16 protein-coding genes are annotated in these 21732 nt (G+C 59.4%); 9 read left to right on the top strand and 7 right to left on the bottom strand.

Features of this window, described 5'->3' with window-relative positions:
- The first annotated feature begins 19 nt into the window (after positions 1–19).
- Positions 20–820: an endonuclease/exonuclease/phosphatase family protein gene (locus HBN68_RS18240; protein WP_169965678.1), complete on the top strand. Its 801-nt coding sequence runs from the start codon at positions 20–22 to the stop codon at positions 818–820.
- A 32-nt stretch (positions 821–852) separates the two neighbouring features.
- On the opposite strand, the gene glgB is transcribed toward HBN68_RS18240, so the two are convergent.
- Genes glgB through HBN68_RS18225 form a run of 3 tightly spaced genes read right to left on the bottom strand, consistent with a single transcriptional unit; the run spans position 853 to position 8475 of the window.
- Positions 853–3078, bottom strand: coding sequence for a 1,4-alpha-glucan branching protein GlgB (gene glgB, locus HBN68_RS18235; protein ID WP_169965680.1), 2226 nt, complete (start codon positions 3076–3078; stop codon positions 853–855).
- A complete protein-coding gene (treS, locus tag HBN68_RS18230; protein WP_169965682.1) occupies positions 3075–6422 on the bottom strand; it encodes a maltose alpha-D-glucosyltransferase in 3348 nt (1115 codons plus the stop codon). Before treS ends, glgB begins: the two co-directional genes overlap by 4 nt.
- Before the next feature lie 58 nt (positions 6423–6480).
- Positions 6481–8475, bottom strand: a complete 1995-nt coding sequence (locus tag HBN68_RS18225; protein WP_169965684.1) for an alpha-1,4-glucan--maltose-1-phosphate maltosyltransferase — start codon at positions 8473–8475, stop codon at positions 6481–6483.
- A gap of 422 nt (positions 8476–8897) precedes the next feature.
- Between HBN68_RS18225 and HBN68_RS18220 the strand changes: the two genes are divergently transcribed.
- Positions 8898–9137, top strand: coding sequence for a DUF3203 family protein (locus HBN68_RS18220; protein WP_094993328.1), 240 nt, complete (start codon positions 8898–8900; stop codon positions 9135–9137).
- Between the two features lie 46 nt (positions 9138–9183).
- Here HBN68_RS18220 and HBN68_RS18215 read toward each other — a convergent pair whose 3' ends face one another.
- Positions 9184–9744, bottom strand: a complete 561-nt coding sequence (locus HBN68_RS18215; protein WP_262373572.1) for a maltotransferase domain-containing protein — start codon at positions 9742–9744, stop codon at positions 9184–9186.
- A gap of 347 nt (positions 9745–10091) precedes the next feature.
- Between HBN68_RS18215 and ccoG the strand changes: the two genes are divergently transcribed.
- A complete protein-coding gene (gene ccoG / locus HBN68_RS18210) occupies positions 10092–11513 on the top strand; it encodes a cytochrome c oxidase accessory protein CcoG (protein ID WP_169965688.1) in 1422 nt (473 codons plus the stop codon).
- 98 nt (positions 11514–11611) lie between these two features.
- Positions 11612–13021, top strand: coding sequence for a GntR family transcriptional regulator MpaR (gene mapR, locus HBN68_RS18205; RefSeq protein ID WP_094993325.1), 1410 nt, complete (start codon positions 11612–11614; stop codon positions 13019–13021).
- 25 nt (positions 13022–13046) lie between these two features.
- Here the strand turns inward: mapR and HBN68_RS18200 are convergent, their stop codons facing one another.
- Positions 13047–13457, bottom strand: a complete 411-nt coding sequence (locus HBN68_RS18200) for a hypothetical protein (protein WP_094993324.1) — start codon at positions 13455–13457, stop codon at positions 13047–13049.
- Positions 13458–13679: 222 nt separating this feature from the next.
- Between HBN68_RS18200 and HBN68_RS18195 the strand changes: the two genes are divergently transcribed.
- Genes HBN68_RS18195 through HBN68_RS18185 form a run of 3 tightly spaced genes read left to right on the top strand, consistent with a single transcriptional unit; the run spans position 13680 to position 19453 of the window.
- On the top strand, positions 13680–16898 hold the full coding sequence (locus HBN68_RS18195) for an efflux RND transporter permease subunit (RefSeq protein WP_169965690.1): 3219 nt from the start codon (positions 13680–13682) through the stop codon (positions 16896–16898).
- Positions 16888–18054 (top strand): efflux RND transporter periplasmic adaptor subunit, encoded by a 1167-nt coding sequence (locus HBN68_RS18190; protein ID WP_169965692.1) that lies wholly within the window; start codon positions 16888–16890, stop codon positions 18052–18054. Before HBN68_RS18195 ends, HBN68_RS18190 begins: the two co-directional genes overlap by 11 nt.
- Positions 18038–19453 carry an efflux transporter outer membrane subunit gene (locus HBN68_RS18185; RefSeq protein ID WP_169965694.1) on the top strand — a complete coding sequence of 472 codons (1416 nt, stop codon included), beginning with the start codon at positions 18038–18040 and terminating at the stop codon, positions 19451–19453. The genes HBN68_RS18190 and HBN68_RS18185 overlap by 17 nt, the downstream gene beginning before the upstream one ends.
- Before the next feature lie 109 nt (positions 19454–19562).
- Here HBN68_RS18185 and HBN68_RS18180 read toward each other — a convergent pair whose 3' ends face one another.
- Positions 19563–19922, bottom strand: a complete 360-nt coding sequence (locus HBN68_RS18180) for an SPOR domain-containing protein (RefSeq protein WP_094993320.1) — start codon at positions 19920–19922, stop codon at positions 19563–19565.
- A 252-nt stretch (positions 19923–20174) separates the two neighbouring features.
- Between HBN68_RS18180 and csrA the strand changes: the two genes are divergently transcribed.
- Together csrA and HBN68_RS18170 are read left to right on the top strand one after the other, a co-directional pair.
- The gene (gene csrA / locus HBN68_RS18175) at positions 20175–20369 is read left to right on the top strand and encodes a carbon storage regulator CsrA (RefSeq protein WP_047274922.1); all 195 of its coding nucleotides are present in this window, start codon (positions 20175–20177) and stop codon (positions 20367–20369) included.
- A gap of 290 nt (positions 20370–20659) precedes the next feature.
- Positions 20660–21199, top strand: coding sequence for a DUF1269 domain-containing protein (locus tag HBN68_RS18170; RefSeq protein ID WP_262373573.1), 540 nt, complete (start codon positions 20660–20662; stop codon positions 21197–21199).
- A gap of 58 nt (positions 21200–21257) precedes the next feature.
- Here the strand turns inward: HBN68_RS18170 and HBN68_RS18165 are convergent, their stop codons facing one another.
- Entirely contained in the window at positions 21258–21674 is a 417-nt protein-coding gene (locus HBN68_RS18165) for an Ivy family c-type lysozyme inhibitor (protein WP_169965697.1), read from the bottom strand.
- Positions 21675–21732 lie beyond the last annotated feature (58 nt).

Genomic DNA, 21732 nt, shown 5'->3' with positions numbered 1-21732 from the left:
CCCACGCACAGGAGAGACCATGAGCCTCGATATAGCCGGTAACAACCTTGAGCCCCCTGCCCCGGTCGCCGCGCCCGCCGTGCACCGGATGAAGGTGCTGACTGTCAACACGCACAAGGGGTTCACCGCCTTCAATCGACGTTTCATTCTGCCGGAACTGCGCGAAGCGGTGCGCAGCACCGGGGCCGATCTGGTGTTTTTGCAGGAAGTGCTCGGTGAGCATGAAAAACACGCTTCGCGCTACGACAAGTGGCCGGCCATGTCGCAGTACGAGTTTTTGGCCGACAGCATGTGGAATGATTTTGCCTACGGCCGTAATGCGGTCTACCCGGACGGCCACCACGGCAATGCCGTGTTGTCCAAATACCCGATCAAATCGTGGCGCAACCTCGACGTTTCCATCACCGGCCCCGAGCGGCGCGGGCTGCTGCATTGTGTGCTGGACGTACCCGGTCATGAACAGGTGCATGCGATCTGCGTGCATTTGAGCCTGCTGGAAAGTCATCGCCAGCTACAGATCGTGTTGCTCAACCAATTGCTCAAATCCTTGCCGCCACAAGACCCGGTGATCATCGCCGGGGACTTCAACGACTGGAAACTGCAAGGCAACGCTGCCCTCAGGCAGCGCGATGACCTGCATGAGGCCTTCGAGCGCCATCACGGCAAGCTGGCGAAAACCTACCCGGCGCGCTGGCCATTGCTGAGGCTGGACCGGATCTATTTGCGCAATGCGAGCAGTCGCAACCCGAAAATCCTCGACGGCAAGCCCTGGACCCACCTCTCGGACCATTTGCCCTTAGCCGTCGATGTGCATTTGTAGTCACTGCCCAGGCGCACCCCGGCAGTGGCAGGTCAGTTCGGTTTAAGGATCAAAACCCCCAACGGCGGCAGGTTCAGCGCCAGTGAATGGGTTTGCCCGTGGCTGGGCAGCGGGTCGGTGTCCACGCCTCCGCCGTTGCCGTAATTGGAGCCCGCGTAGGTGTCGGCATCGCTGTTGAGCACCTCCTGCCAAGTGCCCGCAGACGGCACGCCAATCCGGTATCCCTCACGCGGAACGGGGGTAAAGTTGGCAACCACCAGCAGCGGTTGGCCGTCCTTGCTCCAGCGCAACCACGCGAACACGCTGTTGGTGGCGTCATCGCCGATCAGCCATTGAAAGCCTTGGGGTACATCATCCTGATCGTGCAAAGCCGGGTAATCGCGGTACAGGCGGTTCAGGTCGCCCACCAGCTTCTGCACGCCCTTGTGTTCCGGGTATTGGAGCAAGTACCAGTCCAACTGCTGATCGTGGTTCCACTCGCGCCATTGGCCAAACTCACAGCCCATGAACAGCAGCTTTTTGCCTGGATGGGTCCACATGAAGCTCAGGTAGGCCCGCAAGTTGGCAAATTTCTGCCAGCGATCGCCGGGCATTTTGTCGATCAGCGAGTGTTTGCCGTGCACCACTTCGTCGTGGGAAATCGGCAGGACAAAGCGCTCGGTCCATGCATAGACCAGCCCGAAACTCAGTTCGTTATGGTGGTGCGCCCGGTAAACCGGGTCTTGCTGAATGTAATGCAGCGAATCATGCATCCAGCCCATGTTCCATTTGTAGGCAAAGCCCAACCCGCCTTCATCGGTGCGCTGGCTGACGCCCGGCCAGGCGGTGGACTCTTCGGCAATCATCAGCGCGCCAGGGGCTTGCAGTGCAACCACATCGTTGAGGTGGCGCAAAAAGTCGATGGCTTCGAGGTTCTCCCGCCCGCCATGCCGGTTCGGAATCCACTCACCGGGTTGGCGCGAGTAATCGCGGTACAACATGGACGCCACCGCATCGACCCGCAGCCCGTCGATGTGGAAATCTTTGAGCCAGTGCAAGGCTGACGCCAGCATGAAACCGTGGACTTCTGTGCGGCCCAGGTTGTAGATCAGGGTATTCCAGTCTTTGTGGAAGCCTTCCAGCGGGTTGGCGTATTCATACAGCGCGGTGCCATCAAACTGGGCCAGACCGTGCTCGTCATTGGGGAAATGCGCAGGCACCCAGTCCAGAATGACGCCGATGTGCGCGACGTGACAGGCGTTAACAAACGCGGCGAAATCATCCGGCGAGCCATAGCGCGCACTCGGGGCGAATTGCGACAGCGGCTGATAGCCCCACGACCCCCCGAACGGGTGCTCCATGATCGGCATCAGTTCGATGTGGGTGAAGCCCATTTCTTTTACATAGGGGATGAGCCGTTGCGCCAGTTCCTGCCACGTGTATTGACGGGCCACTTCGCCCACCTCGTCCACTTCGCACTGCCACGACCCCACGTGCAACTCGTAGATCGACAGCGGCGCATCAGGGCGTTGCACGTGGCCGCGTTCCTGCATCCACTGCTGGTCCTGCCAGTCCACCGCCAGCGGCGAGGCCACTTTGGACGCGGTCAGCGGCGGCAGCTGCGTGGCCAGCGCCATGGGGTCGGCCTTAAGCGGCAAAATCCCGTGTTCACCGAGAATCTCGTACTTGTAGGCTTCACCCGCCTGTAGACGCGGAATGAAGATTTCCCACACCCCGCTCGGGTGGCGCAGGCGCATCGGGTGGCGGCGACCGTCCCAGATATTGAAATCGCCGACCACCGACACGCGTCGGGCATTGGGGGCCCACACGGCAAAGCGCACGCCGGGCACGCCGTCCACGCTCATCACCTGTGCGCCCAGGCAATGGCTGAGGTCTCGGTGATTGCCTTCGGCAAACAGGTACAGGTCCATTTCACCCAGTAGCGGACCAAAGCTATAGGGGTCTTCGCTGGTTTGCTCACCCCCGGCCCACTGGATGCGCAGTGCGTAGGCACGCGGCTCGGCAAAATGGCCGACGAACAACCCCGGTACGTCGGGACACGACAACGGCCCCAGCACATCGCCGGTGTCGCGTGCGATTACGCTGACGCTCAACGCCTGTGGCAGAAACGCCCGAATGTATTGCCCGCCCTGGCCGTCCGCATGGGGGCCCAACACCGAAAAGGGATCGCGGTGCTCGGCGTTAATCAACGCTTCAATGTCTTGCCGAGTGGGCAATAAACCACCACGTCCTTCACCCAGATCCTTGCCAGCACTCATTGTTTCTCTCCGTTCAAAGGCTTGGACATGCCCGGCACCTGACTGAGCAAGGCACTCAGCCCGCGCAGTGGAACCTGTAACCAGGCAGGTCGGTTGGCCGCTTCATAGATCACTTCATAGGCCGCCTTTTCCAGACTGAAGAGGGTCAGTGCAGCCTGCGGGCCACTCTCCACTTCCCAGCCTGAAGCCAGCGTAGCCGTTGCATGGGAATACGCCTGCGTCAAGGCACCGCGGGCTTCCTCTAGGTAACGCTCCACCACACGTTGACGGGCCACATCGGCCTCGGGCGAATGGTCCGCCTGTTGCACCTGCGCCACCGCCATGGCTGCGGCGTAATCAAAGGAACGCAGCAGCCCGCTAAGGTCTTTGTAAGGGCTGTGGCGGCTGCGTCTCTCTTGCAAGGGCCGCGCCGGTTCTCCTTCGAAGTCGATGAAATAGGCATCGCCCTGTACCACCAGCACCTGCCCCAGGTGGAGGTCGCCATGCACGCGGATCCGTGGGCCGCCGAGGGTGCGGTCGGCCAGCGCCTTGATGTAAGCGCTGATGTCACGCCCGTGCTTGAGCCAGTGTTTGACCTGCGCCTGATCTTCAACCGACAACAGCGACAGGTGCCCGTGGAGTTGCTGCAACGCCGCGTTGACCTGCTGACTGATGACCGTCGACCAATGGCGCACGTCTTTCGCGCTGGTGGTCTGCGGGGTGAAATCCGGGTTGTCGGTCTCGCTGGCCAGCACCTGATGCAGCTCACCCAGGCGGCGGCCCAGCACAGCGGCAAAGTCCGCCAGCTCACCCAGTGCGTTGTAGTGCTGATCGTGTTCGGACATGGCATCTGCCAGTTCGTCGCGAATGGCACGTTCCAGGTTGTTTTGAGTCCAGGTCCACGCATCGCCCTGATTGCTCAGATAGCCTTGGGCAATCATCAGCAACGTGCTTTCGCCGTCGCTGCCATGACGCTCCACGGCGCCCAGCAAGGGGGAAATATTGGGGTAGCCCGCGGCCGTCAGGTAAGCGCCCATTTCCAGCTCGGGGTGGATGCCGCTGCTGAGCTGACGAATGAGTTTGAGCACCAAGGTGCCGCCGACCACCACCGAGCTGTTGGATTGCTCGGCCGACAGGTAACGAATCTCGCTGTTTTCATCCAGCCCCAGTTCGGCCAGTTGCGCGGTCGGGGTGAAACGAATGGGCCCTGCGCTGCTGTCCAGCGCCGTGCCCGCGTGTAAGTGACCCAGCACAGCGCGCACAAAGGGTTCAAGGCTGAAGGCATCCGTGATAAAGCCCACCTGACGCACCCGTCGCGCCCGGCACAGTACCAATTGCTGAGCCAACGCGCTGACGGGCTGGTCTTCACCCACAACCCCGAGCGGCAGTTGGTAGCGGTACTGCTGGCCGCCTGCGGTGACCAGCACCTCCGTCAGCAACATCGGCGTATCGGCGTGCCCCAAGCGTGTGCCATACAGCCACTCCACCTGTTCGATCGGCGCGCCTTTTTGCCCGAACCAGCGCTGCTTGGGCAGCCAGGCCGGCAAGGTCACGCGCTCCAGTGTGGTGCGTGCGGGTCCGTGCAGCACATCTTCGAGGCTTTTTTTGATCACCAGCGTGACCAGCTCGGGCAAGCTTTGTACGGGCTCGGCGTGCCAACCCGGCATTTGGCTTTCAGGTGCCAGCAGGAACCAGTAGAAGCCATATGGCGCCAGCGTCAGCATGAACGGCAACTGGCCAACCGGCGGGAAGGCATTGCCGCCCAGCATTTCCACAGGCACCCGCCCACCGTACTCGGACAGGTCCAGCTCCACGGCCTGTGCGCTGCGCGACACGTTGGCCACGCAAAGAATGGTTTCGTTCTTACCTTCGCTGTCGGTGTAGTCGCGAATATAGGCCAGCACCCTGCGGTTGCTCGGTGACAGCATTTTCAGGCTACCGCGGCCGAACGCTTGCTGTTGCTTGCGCACGGCCAACAACCGGCGGGTCCAGTTGAGCAACGAATGCGGGTCACCGGACTGAGCCTCCACGTTGACGGACGGGTAGCCGTAGAGCGGGTCCATGATCGGCGGCAGCACCAGGCTTGCCGGGTTGGCACGTGAAAAACCGCCGTTGCGGTCAATCGACCACTGCATGGGGGTGCGCACGCCGTCGCGATCGCCCAGGTAGATGTTGTCACCCATGCCGATTTCGTCGCCGTAATACAACGTGGGCGTACCGGGCATCGACAGCAACAAACTGTTGAGCAGTTCAATGCGCCGACGGTCGCGTTCCATCAAGGGCGCCAGACGCCGACGAATGCCCAGGTTGATGCGCGCGCGGCGGTCCGCAGCGTAGTAATTCCACAGGTAATCACGCTCTTTGTCGGTGACCATTTCCAGGGTCAGCTCATCGTGGTTGCGCAAAAAGATCGCCCACTGACAATTGGCCGGAATTTCTGGGGTCTGGCGAAGAATGTCGGTGATCGGGAAACGATCTTCCTGTGCCAACGCCATGTACATGCGCGGCATCAGGGGGAAATGAAACGCCATATGGCATTCGTCGCCATTGATGCCGTCGCTGTCACCGAAATACTGTTGGGTGTCTTCCGGCCATTGGTTGGCTTCGGCCAGCAGCATGCGGTCCGGGTAATGGGCGTCAATTTCGGCACGAATCTGTTTCAGTATCTGATGGGTTTCGGGCAGGTTTTCGTTGTTGGTGCCGTCGCGTTCGATCAAATACGGAATGGCATCCAGGCGCAGGCCGTCGATGCCCATGTCCAGCCAGTAGCGCATCACCGACAACACTTCTTTCATCACCTGCGGATTGTCGAAGTTGAGGTCGGGTTGATGGGAATAGAAACGGTGCCAGTAGTACTGACCAGCAACCGGGTCCCACGTCCAGTTGGAGCTTTCGGTGTCGAGAAAGATGATGCGCGTGCCATCGTACTTCTGATCGGTATCAGACCACACGTAATAATCCCGGGCCTTGGAGCCGGGTTTGGCGTGCCGCGCTTTTTGAAACCAGGGGTGTTGGTCGGACGTGTGGTTGATGACCAGCTCGGTGATGACCCGCAGGCCGCGTTTGTGGGCTTCGGCGATGAAGCGCTTCACATCGGCCAGGGTGCCGTAATCCGGGTGTACGCCGCGATAATCAGCGATGTCGTAGCCATCGTCGCGGCGGGGTGACGGGTAGAACGGCAAAAGCCACAGGGTATTGACCCCCAGCTCCGCGATGTAATCGAGCTTGCTGATCAGGCCCGGAAAATCCCCGATACCGTCATTGTTGGAGTCGAAAAACGATTTCACGTGGACCTGATAAATCACCGCGTCTTTGTACCAGAGCGGGTCGTTGATAAAACTTGCGGTTGCGGCGTTCTTTGCCATGGGTAATACCTGCTGATTCGCACGCGCGAGGCCGCCTGAGCAGCGGCTCAAGGCTCGGTTAAAGAGGTTTGATGCGCCAGATGCCGAAGGGCTGAACCTGAGGGTCGAGGCGGGTCCACTGGGTTTTCCCGTGCCAGGTCCAGCGGTGGCCACTCATCAGGTCTTCACCTGCGGTCGCGGCATCGTCGGGCAAGCCCAGTTCCCACAAGGGCAATTCAAAGTGGGCTTCCTGCACGTGGTGCGGGTCGAGATTGATCGCCACCAGTACAAAGTTGCTGCCATCGGCGCTGCGCTTGCCGAAATACAGAATGTTGTCGTTCCAGGCGTTGTAGAACGTCAGGCCCAAATGCGTGTGCAAGGCCGGGTTTTGGCGGCGGATGCGATTGAGTTGCGCGATCTCGGGCACGATGTTGTCGGGCGCCGTGAAATCCCGTGGTCGAATCTGGTATTTCTCGGAGTCGAGATATTCCTCGCGCCCCGGCAAGGCCGCGGATTCGCACAATTCAAACCCCGAATACATGCCCCACAAACCCGAGCCCATGGTTGCCAGCGCGGCACGGATGAGGAACCCGGCGCGCCCTGACTCTTGTAAAAAGCGTGGGTTGATGTCCGGGGTGTTAACGAAAAAATTCGGGCGAAAGCACTCGCGCAACGGGCTCTGGTTGAGCTCGGTAAAGTACTGGGTCAGTTCGGCCTTGGTGTTGCGCCAGGTGAAATAGGTGTAGCTCTGGGAATAACCCACCTTGCCCAGCCGCGCCATCATCGCCGGGGTGGTAAAGGCTTCAGCCAGAAAAATCACGTCGGGGTGGGTGCTTCTGATGTCGGCAATCAGCCATTGCCAGAATGGCAGCGGCTTGGTGTGCGGGTTGTCCACACGGAACAGCTTGACCCCCTCTTCAACCCAGCCCAGCACGATGTCACGCAATGCCAGCCACAGTGACGGGATCGCATCCGGGGCATAAAAATCGACGTTGACGATGTCCTGGTATTTCTTCGGCGGGTTCTGCGCGTAGCGAATCGTGCCGTCGGGGCGCCAATTAAACCAGCCGGGATGCTGGGTAAGCCACGGATGGTCCTGCGAACACTGGATGGCGAAATCCAGCGCAATCTCCAGCCCGTGTGAAGCGGCGGCCTGCACCAGACGGCGAAAATCCTCACGCGTGCCCAATTGCGGGTGAATCGCATCGTGCCCGCCCTCTTCGCTGCCGATGGCATACGGACTGCCAGGGTCGTCGGGGCCGGCTTGCAGGGCATTGTTCGGCCCCTTGCGATGACGGCGGCCGATGGGGTGGATCGGCGGAAAATACAGCACGTCAAAGCCCATGTCGTGGATCATCGGCAGCCGATCAATCACGTCATTAAACGTTCCGTGCCGGGCGGGATCGTTGGTCATCGAACGCGGGAACAGTTCGTACCAGCTGGCAAACTCGGCCAACGGGCGCTCCACGTCCACCGGGTACTCAGGGCTGAGGCTGACGTAGGCATGGTATTGCGCCTGCGCCATGAGATGGGCGCTGCTTTCATGGAGGAACAGCGCCACTTGTTCGGTTTCAAGCAAGCCGGCGAGTTGAACCAATAAAGCCTGCAACTGCGCCTTAAGCGCATCCTGCGTGCGCTCGATCGCTTGTTGGACCAGCACCCGTCCTTCTTGCAGCTCAAGGCTGACGGGGACCCCGGCCTGATGCTTTTTCTCCAGTTCATGGCAAAAGCTGGCAAAGCGATCAATCCAGGCTTCAATGCAGAACACATAGCGCCCTTGCAATGGCACGCCGAACTGACCCCGCCAGCTATCATTGCCAAGAAATGTCATGGGCGTGGTTGACCACACGTCCTCTTCGGCCCGACGCCAATGCAGCCTCACGGCCAGTTGATCGTGTCCATCGGTAAAGACGTTGGTGGTGACCTCAACCGTCCGCCCTTGGGTCGCCTTGACGGCGAACTGGCCGTTATCCAGCACCGGGGAGGTGCTTTCAATGACGATGCGCGGCAGCAACAACGCATGGGACAGAGGCAATACAGCGGTTGAATCTGAATCCGGGAAATCAGCAGTCATCGAGCATCACTCCTCACGCCCATGGACGCTAACGTGTGTCGTTTTGAAGCACTTTCCGGCATTGGCACCGGGCACTTAGCTTGGGAGGCAGCATCCGGTTTAAAAGTTCAGACTGTTTTGCGACGACCCGCTGGTCGTAATGCGGGAGTTTTTTACCGGGGTACGGGGTCAACCGTCTTGAAGACCTGCCGTTAAGCCGCGGCGCTAGCCAATCGAGAGGCCCACTGATGACGATTCCGATGCCTGCACACACACCGGACCCGAACATTGATGATCCGGTGATCCCACCCACTGATACACCGCCCATCCCCGAGCAGGATCCTTTGCCCGAGGCCCCAGAGCCAATGGGCGATCCACCCACTAAAGTCCCGCCAATTAAAGCGTCAGCCATCCTTTGACCTGCTGATTCAGGAGATTGCCCCATGAGCTTAGTTATTGACCGAACCCATAGCACCTGTGTCTTTACCTTGCCCGCCGGCACGCTGCAGGTAGACCTGCCCAAGGTCGTCATTATTAACAGTGACCCTTCTGGCCTGTCACAGGCGTTGGTGGGGGAAGAGAAAATTGCAGTTACCGAGGAACAAGCGGAGGAGTTGGTCAGCGCTGGCGCGATCGATCAACGAGAGATGCTGCATGCCACCACCGACGGCTCACCCATATAAGCCATGCGCACGGTGAGCGACGTTAAGGCGACGCTCACCGCAGCTGTCAACGAACTACGTACAGCGGGTATTCCGGGCTCAGGGTCAGGCAAGTGCGCAATTGGGTGTCACGCATCAGCGCTTTGGTGGTTTCACTCATTAACAACGTGATTTGCGCTGGCGGCGGCAAAAGGCTCAGTCGCTGGTGAAGTTCGATCAATGGCTGTTGCCGCGACGCGTCACAGTGTTCATACGCCCGAAAAATGTGAGCCAGCCCCAGGTCGATCAGCTCGGCGGGCGATGTGTCTGCCTGCATCGCTTTCTCCAGCGTCAGGCAATACCCGGCGTAACTGTCAATCCATGCGTCAATACAAAACACATGTGGCCCGGGTTGTGCGAACAGAATCTGCCCGTACCACACACGGTTACCCAGCGTATGCATGTACTGACTCTCGCCATCGCAGCTGTCAACGTGCCGCCATCGGACAATGACGGCCAATGGCCCGGAGGTGAGGCAATAGACGTTGCTCGTGACCTTGAACAATTGGCCGACAATCGCTTTGGCCGGCTTATGGCCGTAACTGACTACTGGCATAACCTTTTCAATCACGATTCGCGGTGTTTCCATGCCGAATGCGGATCTTTCAGCACCTGAATCTGGCTCAAACCTTGCCCCAGCGGCCATCTAAAGTAACCCCACTTCAATCATGTGTTTGCGCAAATGTCCGGTTGCAATCCGGACTCACTCATCAGGTGAGTCGCTGTTTCATTGATCCTTGTCAGCATCTGCCAAGACACAATGAGTTACAAGTCGCGACCCAATAAATACAACGGCGTTACCCGGTGCAGCAGGTTGTCGCAGGTGTTCGAAATATGGCATCTGATACGCTTTTAAAACAGATAGCTGAGCCTGTTATGCAAACAGTTCGCTGGTCATAGTGCACGGGCCTGATGGAGGCTGATGAGCGATAGACCATGAGCGAACATATTCCCGTCCAGATAATTGAATCCTTTGAGGCTTCTCGACCCAAAGCCGCAACAGTCAAATCCACACACCGTGATAACGCAATCCATACCCGCAGCTTTACCGGGCTGTTTCGAACCCTGCGATTAGTCGGCGCCGGTTTTCTGTTTCTACTGTTCTTCGGCACTGTCTGGCTCAGTTGGGACGGACGCCAAGCAGTGCTGTGGGACCTGTCTGAAAGCAAGTTTCACATTTTCGGCGCAACCTTTTGGCCTCAAGACTTCATTTTGCTGTCAGGGCTATTGATTATCGCCGCGTTCGGTTTGTTCACTATCACTGTGTTTGCCGGACGTGTGTGGTGCGGCTACACCTGCCCGCAAAGCACCTGGACGTGGCTTTTCATGTGGTGCGAAAAGGTCACCGAAGGCGACCGCAACCAGCGCATCAAGCTCAAAGCCGCGCCCTGGGGCATCAACAAAATCGCGCGCCGCACCGCCAAACATGCGCTGTGGCTGGCTATCAGCGTGATGACAGCCTTGACCTTTGTCGGTTATTTCACGCCGATTCGTCCGCTGGCCACTGAACTGCTGACCCTCGAGATGGCTGGCGTCAGTTTGTTCTGGGTGCTGTTTTTCACCGGTGCCACTTACCTCAACGCCGGGTGGTTGCGTGAAGCCGTGTGCATGCACATGTGCCCGTATGCGCGGTTCCAGAGCGTGATGTTCGACAAGGACACACTGGCTATTTCCTATGACGTGGCCCGTGGCGAAGCCCGTGGACCGCGCAAACGCGGCGCCGATCCCAAACAGGCCGGGCTGGGCGATTGCATCGATTGCCATATGTGCGTGCAGGTGTGCCCGACGGGCATCGACATTCGCGACGGCTTGCAGATGGAATGTATTGGCTGTGCAGCCTGTATCGACGCCTGTGATTCGGTCATGGACAAAATGGGCTATGACCGCGGGCTGGTGCGCTATACCTCCGAACACGAGTTGCAGGGTGGCAAGACCCACCTGCTGCGCCCGCGCCTGATTGGCTATGCCGTGGTGCTGTTGGCGATGATCGGCGCGCTGGTGGTGGCGTTGAACCAACGCAGCATGGTGTCACTGGATGTGATCAAGGACCGGGGCCTGTTCCGTGAGAACAGTCAGGGCCAGATCGAAAACATCTACAGCCTGAAAATCATCAACAAAACCCAGGAGACCCAGCACTATCGGGTGTCGCTCAAGGACGGCGAGGGTTACCAGTTGCAAGGCAAAACCGAGTTGACGCTTGCTCCCGGGGAAATCACCGACCTGCCGGTGTCGGTGGCCCTGCTGGCCGATCGCCCGACCAGCAGCTCGCAAACCATAACGTTCGTGGTCACTGACACCGATCAGCCCAGCGTGCGTGGCGTCGCTGATAGCCGTTTCGTGGCGCCGCTCAATCGCTGAGTGCACACCGGCCCTGTTTGCGCTGCGATAACCGGCGGCGACAGGTAGAGTGTCGGCGCTGAAACTTTTTGAATAATGCCGGACCGAGCCTTGCCTAGATGAAACGTTACGAAAAATTTGCCGACGATATTGCCGAACTGATCCGCTCCGGGGTGCTCGGCCCCGGCCAACGGGTGCCTTCGGTGCGCTACGCCAGCCAGACGTACGGCGTGAGCCCGTCCACCGTGTTTCAAGCGTATTACCTGCTGGAGCGCCGCGGTTTGATTCGTGCCAAGCCGCGCTCCGGGTACTTTGTAAACGCCCATACACCCAGCCCGTTTTGTGAACCGGCGTTCAGCAGCCACGTCACCGAATCCACGGAAGTGGACGTCAGCGCACTGGTGTTTTCGGTGCTCGACTCGATCAAAGACCCGCACACCGTGCCCTTTGGCTCGGCGTTCCCGAGCCCGACGTTATTCCCCCTGCAGCGCCTGGCCCGTTCCATGGCCACTGCCAGCCGCGAAATGGACCCGCGCATGGTGGTAACCGACATGTCCCCCGGCAACCCGCAACTCAGGCGGCAAATTGCGCTGCGTTACATGGTGGGCGGGCTGATGCTGCCCATGGAGGAGTTGCTGATTACCAACGGTGCGCTGGAAGCCTTGAACCTGTGCCTGCAAGCGGTGACCGAACCCGGCGATCTGGTGGCCATTGAAGCGCCTGCGTTTTACGCCTGCCTGCAAGTGCTTGAGCGGCTCAAGCTCAAGGCCGTGGAAATCCCCGTGCACCCGCGCGAAGGCATTGACCTGGGCGTGCTGGCACAAACCCTGGAACGCCATCCGATCAAAGCAGTCTGGTGCATGACCACCTTCCAGAACCCGATTGGCGCGAGCATGCCGGATGCCAAGAAACAGGCACTGGTCGACCTGTTGCGCACCCATCAGGTGCCGTTAATCGAAGATGACGTGTATGCCGAACTGTATTACGGCCAACACGCCCCTAAACCGGCCAAAGCCTTCGATACCGAGGGGTTGGTGATGCACTGCGGCTCGTTTGCCAAAAGCCTGGCGCCCGGCTACCGGATCGGCTGGGTGGCAGCGGGCCGCTACGCGCAAAAAGTCGAACGCCTGAAACTGATGACCTCGTTGTGCGCTTCCATGCCAGCCCAGGCCGCCATCGCTGACTACCTGCAGCATGGCGGTTACGATCGCCACCTGCGCAAATTGCGTTACGCGCTGGAGGAACAGCAAAGCGCCATGCTGGCCGCGATTGGCCGTTACTTCCCGGCTCAAACCCGTGTCAGCCAGCCAACGGGCGGTTACTTCCTGTGGCTGGAACTGCCCGAACAAATGGACTCGCTCAAACTGTTCCAGATGGCGCTGGCGCAAGGCATCAGCATCGCACCGGGCCCGATCTTCTCAGCGACCCAGCGGTTCCGCAATTGCATCCGCCTCAACTATGGCAGCCCGTGGGATGAAGCGAGTGAAAAGGCCATGGAAACCTTGGGGAAAATCGTGCGCTCGTTTTAGCGCTCCCGCCAACCGAGGCGTCACGCTATCCCGGCATGCAAGTGAAGTCCGCCGTGTGTGCCACTTCCTTGCCCTGCCCATCCACCAGCCGGGCCTTGATGTGCGAGCCCAGGCTCGACTCGATCAGTTGGTAACGGGCGCCAGCCTCGAAGCCCTGGTAGCTGACGTCACCTTGGCAATCAATCTGATTTTGATCACCGCTTGCCCCTTCAAACAACGTGACGTCCAGCCGGTGCGCGCCCGGTGTCACCTCAAAAAAACGCCCATCACGGGTGTTCTTGCCATCCACACGTTCGGCCATCAGGTCGTTGCTGCCCTCTTCCTTGAGGCCAATCCATGCCTCGCTCGGGTCTTGTCTGGGCATTGGCCCGGCACAGGCCGACAGGAACAGGGCAAGGCTCAGGCCAGGAATCAACAGCAAGGGTTTGAAAATCATCGCAACGTGCCTCGCAAAACAGACCATCGAAATGACGGGGCTGACCTTCTCCCGTCGAACAGGCCTTCAGCTTGGCCGCCTTCGAACACAGCGCCAAATGAAGGTCAATGAAGGGATTTTCAGCCGTTACTTAAAGGATCCTTCATGTGCCTGAAAGCGCCGCGTTAGGTGCCAGCGGCAACACTGCCGGGGTTTGCAATTCCACTCCCCGGAGGTTCAGGCATGCTCGGGCTGGTAAAGACCGCACTGCACAAGCCCTACACGTTTATCGTGTTGGCGATTTTCATCTGCATCATTGGCCCTCTGGCTGCTGTGCGAACGCCCACGGATGTGTTCCCGGACATCGGTATTCCGGTGGTCGCCGTGGTGTGGCAATACACCGGGCTGGCACCCGCCGACATGGCGGGACGGGTGATTTACACCTATGAGCGCTCACTCAGCACGACCGTGAATGACATCGAACACATCGAGTCGCAGTCACTGCCGGGCATGGGCATTGTGAAAATTTTCTTCCAGCCCGGCGTCGATATTCGTACGGCCAATGCGCAAGTCACCGCAGTATCCCAGACCGTGCTCAAACAAATGCCGCCCGGCATTACGCCGCCGCTGATCCTTAACTACAGCGCCTCCACCGTGCCGATTTTGCAGTTGGCATTCTCCAGCCCCACGCTGTCCGAAGCGCACATTCGCGACCTGGTGCAGAACAGCATCCGCTTGCCCCTCAGCGCCCTGCCCGGTCTGGCCATGCCGACGCCCATGGGCGGCAAACAGCGCCAGATAACCCTCGACCTTGATCCGCAAGCGCTGGCCGCCAAAGGCCTGTCGGCACAGGACGTGGGCAATGCGCTGGCGGCACAAAATCAGATCATCCCCGTGGGCACGGCAAAGCTCGGCAGCTATGAATACACGGTGATGCTCAACAACAGCCCCAAGGCTATCGACGCACTCAACGACTTGCCGATCAAGACCGTGAACGGCGCGCTAATCACCATTGGCCAAGTGGCCCACGTGCGTGACGGATCGCCGCCGCAAACCAATATCGTGCGGGTCGATGGCCACCGTGCGGTGCTGATGCCAGCGCTGAAAAACGGCAACATTTCGACCCTTTCGATTGTCGACGGCATTCGCGCGATGTTGCCGCGCATCAATGAAACCCTGCCGCCGTCACTCAAAACCTCGTTGCTGGGCGACGCCTCGGTGTTCGTCAAACAGTCGGTGGGCAGCGTGGCGCAGGAAGGTGTGATTGCAGCCTTGCTGACCAGCGCCATGATTCTGCTGTTTCTCGGCAGTTGGCGTTCGACGCTGATCATTGCGGTATCGATCCCGCTGGCGGTGCTGTCGGCCATTGCCTTGCTGGCCCTGAGCGGGCAAACCCTGAACGTGATGACACTGGGTGGGCTGGCCCTTGCGGTGGGGGTTCTGGTAGACGACGCCACGGTCACCATCGAGAACATCAACTGGCACCTTGAACAGGGCAAATCGGTGCGCGATGCAATTCTGGACGGTGCGAAACAGATCGTCGGCCCTGCGTTTGTTTCGCTGCTGTGCATCTGCATCGTGTTTGTGCCGATGTTCATGCTGCAAGGCATTGCCGGTTACCTGTTCCGCCCGATGGCGCTGGCGGTGATGTTCGCCATGGGCAGCTCCTTTCTTCTGTCGCGCACGCTGGTGCCGACGCTGGCGATGTTTCTGCTTAAACCCCACGTGCCTGAGCAAGGCCTCGGCCATCATCCCGAAGACCGCTACATCAATCATCACGAAGGCCAACAGCACGCGCAGCCACATTCGCCGCCCGTGCGGGCGTTGCTGCGTTTTCAGCAAGGGTTTGAGCGCCGCTTTTCTGCTGTGCGCGACGGCTACTACGGGTTACTGACGCTGGCGCTGACGTGGCGCAAGGGATTCCTGCTGGTGTTTATGGGGGGTGTATTGGCCTCGTTCGCGTTGCTGCCCAGCCTTGGGCAAGACTTTTTCCCCGCTACCGATGCGGGCGCGCTGGCTTTGCACGTGCGCTTGCCGTTGGGCACACGCATTGAGGAAAGTGCCGCAGCGTTCGACCGCATCGAGTCGCGCATCCGCGAGGTGATCCCGGCAGATCAAGTCGACAGCATCATCGACAACATCGGCATTGCGCTGAGCGGGATCGACATGGCCTACAGCAGCAGCGGCACCATCGGGCCGCAGGACGGCGATATTCAGATCACCCTCAATGCCCGTCATGGGCCAACGGCGGGGTACGTGAAAACATTGCGCGAAACCCTGCCCGACAGTTTCCCCGGCAGCCAATTTGCGTTTATGCCCGCCGACATCAGCAGCCAGATCCTTAACTTTGGCGCCCCCGCGCCGCTGGACGTGAAGATTTCCGGGCGTGATGACACGGCCAATCGCGCCTATGCCCAGGTATTGATGCGCCGTTTGCAGCATGTGCCGGGTATCGCTGACCTGCGCATTCAGCAGTCGCAGGGGTATCCCTCTTTGCAAGTGAATGTGGACCGTCAACGCGCCAACGGGTTGGGAATTACCGAGCGCGATGTGACCAATAGCATGGTGGCATCCCTTGCGGGCAGTTCGCAGGTGGCGCCAACGTTCTGGCTTAACCCGCAGAACGGCGTCTCCTACGGGGTGGTCGCGGCCACGCCACAATACCGCCTGGACAGCCTGCCGGCTCTGCAAGCGCTGCCAGTAACAGGGAGTAACGGCCAGTCACACGTCCTTGGTGGCCTGGCGACTATCCGCCGCGTGCAAAGCCCGGCGGTGGTGACGCACTACAACATTCAGCCGACCCTGGACCTGTACGCCAACCTTCAGGGGCGCGATTTGGGCGCCGTGGCCAGCGACGTGCAAAAGGTTATTGATGGCGCCGCCGACCTGCGGCCCAAAGGCGCGGTTATCCGCCTGCACGGGCAGATCGACGCCTTGCATGAAGCCTTTAGCGGTTTGAGCTATGGATTGCTGGGCGCGGTGGTGCTGATTTACCTGCTGATCGTCGTCAACTTTCAGTCCTGGCTGGACCCGTTCGTCATCATCACCGCCCTGCCCGCCGCGCTGGCCGGGATCGTGTGGATGCTCTTCCTGAGCGGCACCTCATTGTCTGTACCCGCACTGACCGGCGCCATCTTGTGCATGGGGGTGGCGACCGCCAACTCGATTCTGGTGGTGAGCTTCTGTCGCGAACGCCTGGCTGAGCATGGCGACGCGTTGAAGGCTGCGCTGGAAGCAGGCTACAGCCGATTCCGTCCCGTCTGCATGACGGCGCTGGCCATGATGTTCGGGATGCTGCCGCTGGCGCTCTCGGAAGAACAAAACGCGCCGCTGGGCCGCGCCGTGATTGGCGGCCTGATGTTGGCCACCGTTGCCACCCTGTTATTCGTGCCCGTGGTGTTTAGCCTGGTACACGGTCGTAACAACACTCGCGCTGCTGGAGAAACGCCCCATGTCGTCTGATCAAAACCCCTCGCGCAAGCGCTTGATGTACCTGGGCATCGGCGGCCTTGCGCTAGTCGCCCTGCTGGTAGCCAACGGGCTGGCGGCCCGCAGCCGGCATGAGCACGCGGTCAGCCAGTGGACAGAAGCGGCTGCCCTGCCGGTAGTGAGCGTGTTGCAGCCCCAGCAAAACGCCCGGGGCGACACCCTGCGCTTGCCCGCCCACCTTGAGGCCTGGAGCAAAGCGCCCATTCATGCCCGCGTGAACGGCTACTTGAACAGTTGGCAAACCGATATCGGCAGCAAAGTGCAAGCCGGTCAGGTGCTGGCGCTGATCGACAGCCCCGACCTGGACCAGCAATTGGCCCAAACCCGCGCCCATATGCTGCAAGCGCACGCCAATGCCAGGCTGGCGGCGACTACCGCCGCGCGCTGGCAACACTTGCTGGCGTCGCATTCGGTCTCGCGTCAGGAAGCCGATGAAAAGCAATCGAATGCGGCCGCCGCCCAGGCCAATGCGCAAGCGGCCGAAGCTGATTTCGCACGGCTTTGCTCACTGGAGGCCTACAAGACCATTCGCGCGCCTTTCACCGGGACCATCACTGCGCGCCATACGGACATTGGCCAGTTGATCAAGGCCGATACGGACAGCGACACCGAACTGTTTGACATCGCTGACACCCACCAACTACGCCTGTACGTACCGGTGCCGCAGAATTACGCCAGCGTGATCCGCCCCGGCATGCAAGCTCAACTTTCGGTGCCGGAACACCCGGGGCACACTTTCAGCGCGCGTCTGATTGGCAACTCAACCTCGGTTGACCCGCGCTCGGGCACGCTGCTGGCGCAATTTGTTGTACCCAATCTCAACGGCGCGCTGATGCCCGGCGACTATGCCGAAGCCGTTCTGGCAGTTGCGCCTGACACCCAGGGCGTCAGCATTCCCGCCAGCGCGCTGATTTTTCGCGCTCAAGGTACGCAAGTGGCGCTGCTGGATGCCACGCAGCACGTGCACTTGCGCACCATCCACATCGGCCTGGACCTGGGTGATAGGTTGGTGGTCGATCAAGGGTTGAAACGTACCGACGCTGTCATCGACAACCCACCGGACGCCTTGCGCGAGGGTGATGCCGTAAGGCTCGCGAACCAGGGGGCGTCCCATGCTGCCAAGGCTTAAGTTCGCGCTATTACTGGGGGTCCTGGTGTTGCAGGGCTGTTCGTTGGCACCCACCTACAGCGTGCCGACGATCGCACTGCCCGCACACTATCGAGAACAAAGCCGTGTTGGCCCCTGGCATCCTGCGCGCCCTGCAGATCAACGCCCGCGGCAGTGGTGGTGGGTGTATCAGGACGCACGCCTGAACGCCCTGCAACAACAATTATTGAACGCCAATCCCGATCTGGCAGCGGCGCTGGCGCATTTTGATGCGGCCCAGGCGTATGCCAGCCAACTGCACGCCGGACTGTTCCCACAACTCACGGCCAGCGCCCAACCGTTGCGTGAACGTCAATCAGAGAGCCGCCCGTTGCGGGGTGCGACTCAACCGTCGGTGTACAACAGCAATACGGCTGGCTTCGCGCTGAATGTCGACCTCGATTTGTGGGGCAAAATCCGCAATCAGGTGGCGGCCGGTGATGCACAAGCGCAGGCGGCGGCCGATGATCTGGCGGTCGCGCGCTTGAGTTTGCAACGGCAGTTGACCGATTTGTATGTGCAGCTCGACGGTCTGGATGCACAACAGCGCATTTTGTCCCGCTCGCTGCAAGATTACAGCCAGGCCCTGCAACTGACCCGTGCCCGTTATCAGGGCCAGATTGCCTCAGAAGTTGACCTCACCCGCGCTCAGACCCAACTGGCCGAGGCACAGGCGCAACTGGATGAGGTGCGCGGGCAACGCAACCTGACTGAGCACGCCATTGGCGAACTGGTGGGCGAACCCGCCAGCACGTTTGAACTGGCCGCCCGCGAGCCGACCCTGTGCCTGCCGGAGCAACCCGACACCTTGCCTGGCGCACTGCTGCAACGTCGCCCCGACATCGCCGCGGCGGAGCGCCGGGTATTTGCCGCCAATGCACAGATCGGCGTAGCGAAAGCGGCGTGGTACCCCGACTTCAGCTTGAGCGGATTGATCGGCGGGCAAACCCAGGGCGCTGGCAACCTGTTGGCGGCCAGCAACCGATTTTGGGCGCTAGGGCCGTTGGTCAACTTGCCCATTTTTGACGGCGGCCGTCTAGATGCTCAGGCGCGTCAGGCCAGGGCAGAATTCGAAGAAGCCAGCGCGTTGTACCGCAGCACGGTACTGCACGCTGTACGGGAGGTGGAAGACAACCTGGCTCAGTTGCGCGACCTGCGCCAGCAACAATTGGACGAACAGGCCGCTGCCAATGCGGCACAGAACACCCAGGCGCTGGCCGTGCACAGCTATGAAGCGGGGGCGGTCAGTTATCTGGATGTCGTCACCGCGCAAACCGCTGCGTTGCAAACGCAACGTCAGGTACAGGCGCTGCGCACCCGCCAATTGCAGGCCAGCGTGGCGCTGTTGACATCATTGGGTGGAGGCTGGGGCAGGCGTTGACACAAGGCAAAACGCATAACGGCGCCGCTGCAAAAAAAATAATTGCACGGTGCCGTCCAAGTCCGCTGGTTGACGCTACGCTTAGGCAGCAAAGCAGCGCACTGATTCGTTAATGGGTGAGTTGATCGGCTGGCAACTCGATAACCTTGGCTTGCAGGTTGTCGAGTTTAGTGGTCAATCGGGTCAACATCGCCTGCGCCTCATCCCGGGTGTTGAAAGGTCCGAGCAGGACGCGCTGAACGCCATCAATGACCGCAATATAAGAGCTATAACCATGTTCCAACAGCCTGGCTGTCAGATCACTGAGCGCTTGAGTCTCGCCCAATTTGACCTCAACCGCCCATTGAGCCATCGGCGCCTGGACAGTCGATGTTTCAGAAGCTGCTTTAGCCCGTTGAATTTTATCGTTAGACTCCTGACCGCAAGCCGTCAGGGCCAATATTGCTGTCATTACGATGACTTTACGCACTGCGTATCCCCTATCTTTTTGAGTGGGTCGATTTTATCACTGGGACAGCGGCCTTTGCTCTCCTTGAACAAATCCAATCTGCCCTTATCTAAGACACATAGGCGAGAGCTTTCCTCGTACAGGGAATTGCCCCTCTGGCTATGACGTCTGTAATGAGCGGCGCATTTATATGCAGTTAGCAGTATTCTGTAGCCATGAACGAAGCCGCACCGTCTCAGAGACGTGCCATACAAAGCCATCAAGGAGAAAAAAATGCTGATACTCACCCGTAAAGTTGGTGAAAGCATAAACATCGGTGACGATATTACGATCACTATTTTAGGTGTCAGCGGCCAACAGGTCAGAATTGGCATCAATGCACCCAAAGACGTAGCCGTTCACCGTGAAGAAATTTACCAGCGTATCCAGGCAGGCCTGACAGCTTCGGACAAGAACGATCAGCAATAAATCTCCGAGGTATCAGCCCTTGGAGTAAGTGTCAGGGCTGCTCAGCCAGCCCTCCTCTTTCCTTTCTCACACACCTTGTTCACCCCTTCGTTAATCCCCTGCTGCGCCCTCCTGCGACAACCTGAACGGTGTATCGACTTGACGGTTTCGAGGTCTGCGACCACGCTCATTGCTCGCAGCTGCTGATGAACTGCTGCATCGCTGCGTAACAAGGTGTTAACCGTGTAGTCACGCCTTGAGGCATACCTCTTGATTCAGCCCCCTCCGGGTTGGAACTGTACAGTCAAGGAATGAAAGACATGTCTGATTTAATCGTAGTGGGATTTGACGATACTGAAAAAGCTGACCGCGCCTTGACCAAAATGGTGTCGTTGAGCAAAGAGCATCTGGTGGAACTGGAAGATGCGGTCATTGTTGTGCGCAACAACGAGGGCAAGGTACACATCAAGCAGAGCGTCAATCTCACCGCCCTTGGCGCGACTTCCGGTCTGGTCACAGGCGGTTTGTGGGGCGCTCTGGTTGGGCTGTTGTTTCTCAACCCGCTGGCAGGCTTTGCCATCGGCGGCGCGCTGGGTGCGGGCACTGGCGCGCTATCGGGGTCGTTGAGTGATTACGGTATTGATGACGATTTCATCAAGTCGCTGAGCGAAACCATTCCCAATAACTCTTCAGCCTTGTTCGTGCTGTTGCGTAAGTTCCAGCCAGAGAAAGTGTTGAAGGAACTTGAAGATTCAAACTTCAAGGGCAAAGTATTACGCACTTCTCTTTCGCCCGAACAAGAAGAAAAGCTTCAGGCTGCACTCTCTCAAACCAGCCTGACGAAGTCGTAAAGCCAGCCAGCCGCTCAATCGACCGCCTCACAGGGCGGTCGATCGGTTTGGGCCCACCTCAATCGGTGGGGTTGTTGTCCGCAAACGATTTATTGAGCAGCTTTTTAATCGTTTCATCCGGCATGCCCAGAAACTGCTGATCAAACTCTTCAGCGTTTTCGGCGCGAACTGAGAGCAAACCCCACGCCTGTTTACCATCGGGACTAAACACCACATTCAACTGATTGGCTGCACAATCGTGGGGTTTACACATCTGGCCGACGGTGTAGGTTTTGCCGTCCATGACCACCTTCTCTACGGGGGCCGCTGTGCCCTGACCGGTTGTCACCCACTGCGGGTAAGCCAGCATGGCCTGATATGCCTTTTTATAAGGCGCTTGTGTTGTCAGCTCAGGCAGACGGCTTTCAGCGCAGACGCCCGTTGCAATACCCGCCACAACTAAGCCCAACAACACACGGTTTAAAAATCCAGTCATCCGGTAGCTCCTTCTTATTCCCAAAACCTTACGGCGTGATAAGTGCCACAGGTTTAGC

Origin of the sequence: Pseudomonas sp. WS 5078 (assembly GCF_012985745.1) — a bacterium.
Lineage (GTDB): Bacteria > Pseudomonadota > Gammaproteobacteria > Pseudomonadales > Pseudomonadaceae > Aquipseudomonas > Aquipseudomonas lundensis_A.
This window is presented reverse-complemented; position numbering and strand designations above follow the sequence as displayed.